Origin of the sequence: Corynebacterium sp. MSK195, assembly GCF_030228885.1 — a bacterium.
Taxonomy (GTDB): Bacteria; Actinomycetota; Actinomycetes; order Mycobacteriales; family Mycobacteriaceae; genus Corynebacterium.
This window is the reverse complement of record NZ_JASPGT010000022.1, coordinates 1-5,039: the sequence shown is the minus strand read 5'-3', so window position 1 is coordinate 5,039 and position 5,039 is coordinate 1. Positions and strand designations below refer to the sequence as shown.

The following is a 5,039-nucleotide window of genomic DNA, read 5'->3' as shown; positions in this document are numbered from 1 at the left end:
AGGCGCTTAATTCAGCTACACTGACCCAAGCAGCATAGCTAACCCCCGACGTGTCTACTTTCCGGGGGCCAGGCCCATGACCCTGTGGAGATCCAACCACTACTTCTTCCACGATGATTCCTACGTGGCCTACCGCGTCTCCAATGGCATCGCCCTCACACTGGGTGCTCCTGTCGGCCACGATATCAGCGCGGAGTTCGAGGACTTCGCCGCTGAGCAAGGCTGGACGGTGGCGTGGTATTCCGTCAATACCCAATTCGCCGATGCACACCCGCAGCTAAAACGCCTCCAGGTCGCAGAAGAAGCCGTACTCAGCTGCGAATCCGTAGAGTTCAAGGGAAAGAAATTCCAAAACGTGCGCACCGCACGAAACAAAGCAGAAAAGGAAGGCATCACGACACGGTGGACAACCTGGAAGGAGCTGGATATCGCCTCCATCGCCCGCGTGACCGCGTTAAGCGAGGACTGGGTCTCTGAAAAGGCCCTCCCCGAAATGAGCTTTACCCTCGGCGGCCTTGAAGAAATGATGGTGGACGGCACCCGGCTCTTGCTGGCTGAGTCTGCCGATGGCACATTACACGGTGTCACCAGTTGGATGCCGGTATACGAAAATGGTGCCATTGCCGGCTACATTCTCGACGTCATGCGCCGCAATGAGCACGGATTCAAAGGAGTTATTGAACTCCTCATCTCAGAAGCGATGCTCATCGCGCACTCCGAAGGCCGAGCCTGGATTTCCCTTTCCGGTGCCCCACTTGCCGGACAACCAGACGAGCCTGACTGGCTCGACGTCGCCCTCGACCGCCTTGGTGAGGAAGTCGAACCACTCTATGGATTCCGCACCCTAGCGGCCAGCAAGCGCAAGTTCCAGCCCGAGGAACACCCATGGTACCTCTGTTATCACGATGAACTGAAACTTCCTTCTATCGCGTTGGCCACCATGCATGCCTACCTGCCGGATATGAAAACCAAGGATGCGGTATCGGCGTTCAGGGTTTGGATGGCCGCGTAAATACAGGAAGGTCTCCCTTCTTCGTACCAAGAAGGGAGACCTTGGGCGTTTTAGGCTAGTCCGCGATCGCTTCCAATGGCGGCGTCTTTGCCGCACGGTTCGACGGCCAGACGGCCGCGATAATGCCCACGACGGCCGAACCTACGAGCATAATGAGCACCATCGCCCACGGAATCTGCGCGGAGTCCAATCCCTCATCACCGAGAATCTTGATAAAGGACCAGCCCAAGCCAAGGCCGATAAGGATGCCCATCACCGCGCCAAAGAGCGCAATCTGCACCGACTCAAGAGTGATCATCGTGCGGATCTGGCGGCGCTGCGTACCCACGGCACGCAACATGCCAATCTCCTGGCGTCGCTCAATAACACCCAGGGTCAAGGTATTGACAATACCCAGAACGGCAATAATCACCGCTAGGGCGAGTAGGCCATACAGGATGGAAAGCATCTGGTCGATGAATCCGGCGGCTTGGCCCGCATACTCCTCGCCAGAATTAACCTGAACCACGACCAAATCCTTGACCGAGTCCTCTAGGTTGTGACGCAGTTCTTCCTTGTCATAGCCTTCCTGGCCCAAGACGCCCACCATTTGGACGGTGAAGGACTTCTTCGGTGCGACCTTTTCCGCCACATCCTGCGAAAGCACCATATTCTGGACCACATCGGTGGGCTTAAAGGTACCGACCAGCTTCGCCTCGGCCTTCTTGTCCTTTTCCGCAGAAGTAACCTTGTAGGTCTCTCCTACCTTCCAGCCGTGTTCCTTGGCAAACTCATCGGTAGCAATGAAGCCCTTCTCCAAGTTGGCATCGCCCTCAACCATGTCGAGCGCAATCATCGACGACGGATCTCCATCCGCAGTCATCGTTTGTTGGAATTGTGGACCATAATCCATCGATGCCTGACCATCGACGGCTACCGGAGCCATACCGACGGTAATCACCTTATCGACGCCCTCGGCCTCCGCCGCGCGTTTACCCGTGTCCTTCGGCGTCGGGAACTCACCGGAGCTAGGACCGGAAAGCAGGTAATCAGAAGTAATATTCTGCTCGACGGTATCGGCCACGGAGGACTTCATAGTTGCGCCCAGCATGCCGATGGCAGTCACCAGAGCCACGCCCAAGGTCAGCGCAAATGCGGTGGCTGCCGTACGGCGCGGATTACGACGTGAGTTCGTCGCCGCCAGTGAACCAATAGCGCCAAACGGTGCACCGATTACCTTGCCCACCGTCGGCACCAGAGGCAGCGACAAAGCAGGGCCGGCCAGGAAGAATCCCACGATGACACCGAATGCGCCGACGCCGACGAGGATGGCGCGGACGTTGGTTTCGCCTTCGGAAAGCACGCCTGCCAACGCCGCAACAATGCCCACCAGCAAGATAATGGCACCGAAAATCGTGCGTACCTTCAGGGAAGTTCCGGAAGCTGATTCGGTAGTGCGCATTGCCTCCACCGGCTGCACGCGGCCCGCGCGCCGTGCCGGGGCCCATGCGGATACAACCGTCACGATAGTGCCCAAAATGATTGGAACTACGATAGCCGAGACGCTCAGGCCCAAGCCGCCATCGAGCGGCATTCCCTGCGCGCTCATGACTGCCTTAATGATTGCGACCAAACCCATACCGGCAACCACGCCAACAATAGACCCCAGAACACCAACAATGGCAGACTCCACCACCACCGAGTTTGTGATCTGGCGACGGGAAGCACCCAGCGCACGCAAGAGAGCGAACTCCTTGGTGCGCTGCGCGACAATCATCGAGAAAGTATTCGCAATGATGAAGGTGCCCACCAGCAGCGCAATCAGGCCAAACGCGATGAGGAAGTAATTGATGAACTTCAAGGCAGAGGACATCATCTCCGAGGTCTCCTCAGCCAGGCGCTCACCCGACTCCGCCTTGACTTCATACTTCTCGTTCAGGTGATCCACCAAGGCATTCGCATCCACTCCATCGGCTGCCGAGACCTTGAGCTGGCTCGGATCACCGTAGCGCTCCAGGTAATCCTTTTCAGCCATGCTCAGCACGATGCTCTCGCCCTGGTCGACCGCGGGCTCCGAGATGCCAGAAACGGTAACCGTATCCTGCTCATCAGGGTGAACCACAGTCAGCTTCTGGCCCACGGAAATGTCGTATTTGTCGGCCGCGGAAGAGTTGACGAGGACCTCGTCCTTACCGCTAGGCTCCTCGCCCTCCTTCAGCTCATCGGCGCCACCAACGACCTTGTCTTCTGGGTAGAACGGAACAACACTGGCCGTGCCGCCCTGGGTTTGATAGGCCTCCGAGTTCTCATCGGACACGACAACGGTCTCCGAATCCGCGATATTGATGTTCTTAACATCCTTATCGTCAGCCAGCTTCTGACGCAGCTTGTCATCCAGTTTCGCGCCATTGTCGTCCTTTTGGCTCACCACTGCATCCACGCCGCGGAACTGATTATCCACGGCGGAGTCAAACGTAGACTTCAGCGAATTGGTGAACATAAACGAGCCGGCAATAAACGCAGTGCCCAAAACCACCGCGAGAATCGTCAGCCCAAGGCGCAACTTATGCGCCACAATATTACGCAGAGATACTCTGCGCATTGCGTTTCCGCGTGCCATTTAGCCCTCAATCTCCGCCATTACCTGGTGAATGGCCTCCATCGTCGGATTGTGCAACTCATTCACAAGCTTGCCGTCAGCAAGGAAAACCACCCGGTCCGCATACGAGGCGGCCTTGGCATCGTGCGTCACGATGACCACTGTTTGGTTGTCCTTATCCACCGCGGTTCGCAAAATGTCGAGCACCTCGGCCGAAGAATTCGAATCCAGGTTGCCCGTTGGCTCATCGCCGAAGATGATTTCCGGCCGAGAAACCAATGCACGAGCACAGGCCACGCGCTGCTGCTGTCCACCAGACAATTCAGCTGGGCGGTGTTCCAGGCGCTCTGCTAGGCCGAGGCGGCTAGTGACCTCCTCAAACCACTGCTTATCGACGTTCTTGCCGGCAATGTCCGTCGGCAATGTAATGTTTTCCGCCGCAGTCAGCGTGGGCACAAGGTTAAAGGACTGGAAAATAAAGCCCAGCCGGTCACGACGCAGCGCCGTAATGTCTTTGTCGTTGAGCGCCGACATATCGGTATCACCGATAAATGCTGATCCGGAAGTCGCTGAATCGAGACCAGCCATGGTGTGCATCAGCGTCGACTTACCGGAACCCGACGGGCCCATGATCGCAGTAAATTCGTTCTTGCCAAATTCAATGGATACATGATCAAGAGCGACGACGGCTGTGTCATCGCTTCCGTATTGCTTAAACAAGTCAACGGCGCGAGCCGCAGCATCAGTCATGAGACAAATTCTCCTTGTAAATGGGAAATTACCTATTTAAGTCTAGCGACCGTGGCCTCCGTCCAACATCATCCCTGAGGAGGAAAACGGCATGCAGGACCTGACCCCCGTTAGGTAGACACCTGATATCCAGCCCGGTTGGGCTGGGAAGAAAGGTAATCTACCACCATGCCTAGGTACTCCGAACAGTTCAAACGTGATGCTGTGGCCCTCTACGAAAACAATGAGGACCTCTCACTTCACGCGGCTTCAACAGAGCTTGGCGTTAATCGTTCCTCACTTTATTCCTGGCTTAAGCAGTACGGCACCGGCAAACGATCCCGCACGAAGACCATGCGCGACAAGGCCCAGGCGACGACTGATTCTGAGCGAATCCGCCAGCTAGAAAAAGAAAACGCAAAGTTGCGCGAAGAACGCGACATCCTGCGCAAGGCCGCGAAATATTTTGCTGAAGAGACACGCTGGTAATCCGCTTCCAGTTTGTCTATGACCACCGAACCGAATACTCGGTCAAGCGGATGTGCAACGTATTAAAGCTCAATCGATCCTCGTTCTACAAATGGGTTAACACCCGCGAAAATCGCAGGTTAAAGATATGCTCTGATGCTCTTATTGGCGCAAGAATCAAGACCATCTTCGATGATGAGCACGGGCTTTATGGTGCTAAACGCATCGCTGCAAGCCTCAACGACGATACGG

Annotated in this window: 3 protein-coding genes and 1 pseudogene; 2 read left to right on the top strand and 2 right to left on the bottom strand. The window is 56.1% G+C overall.

The window, feature by feature from the left end; genetic code table 11:
• Positions 1-76: 76 nt before the first annotated feature.
• Positions 77-1,012, top strand: a complete 936-nt coding sequence (locus tag QP909_RS11455; RefSeq protein WP_284767303.1) for a bifunctional lysylphosphatidylglycerol flippase/synthetase MprF — start codon at positions 77-79, stop codon at positions 1,010-1,012.
• Positions 1,013-1,067: 55 nt separating this feature from the next.
• Here QP909_RS11455 and QP909_RS11450 read toward each other — a convergent pair whose 3' ends face one another.
• Together QP909_RS11450 and QP909_RS11445 are read right to left on the bottom strand one after the other, a co-directional pair.
• Positions 1,068-3,611, bottom strand: coding sequence for an ABC transporter permease (locus QP909_RS11450; protein ID WP_284767301.1), 2,544 nt, complete (start codon positions 3,609-3,611; stop codon positions 1,068-1,070).
• The gene (locus QP909_RS11445) at positions 3,612-4,340 is read right to left on the bottom strand and encodes an ABC transporter ATP-binding protein (RefSeq protein ID WP_284767300.1); all 729 of its coding nucleotides are present in this window, start codon (positions 4,338-4,340) and stop codon (positions 3,612-3,614) included. It abuts the gene before it with no gap.
• Positions 4,341-4,508: 168 nt separating this feature from the next.
• On the opposite strand from QP909_RS11445, the pseudogene QP909_RS11440 reads away from it, so the two are divergent.
• Positions 4,509-5,039, top strand: a pseudogene (locus QP909_RS11440) (transposase); the annotation flags it as partial.

Excerpts from the sequence above, each read along its gene's own strand:
- QP909_RS11455 (WP_284767303.1), top strand. The coding sequence starts at position 77 with ATGACCCTGTGGAGATCCAACCACTACTTCTTCCACGATGATTCCTAC.
- QP909_RS11450 (WP_284767301.1), bottom strand. The coding sequence starts at position 3,611 with ATGGCACGCGGAAACGCAATGCGCAGAGTATCTCTGCGTAATATTGTG.
- QP909_RS11445 (WP_284767300.1), bottom strand. The coding sequence starts at position 4,340 with ATGACTGATGCTGCGGCTCGCGCCGTTGACTTGTTTAAGCAATACGGA.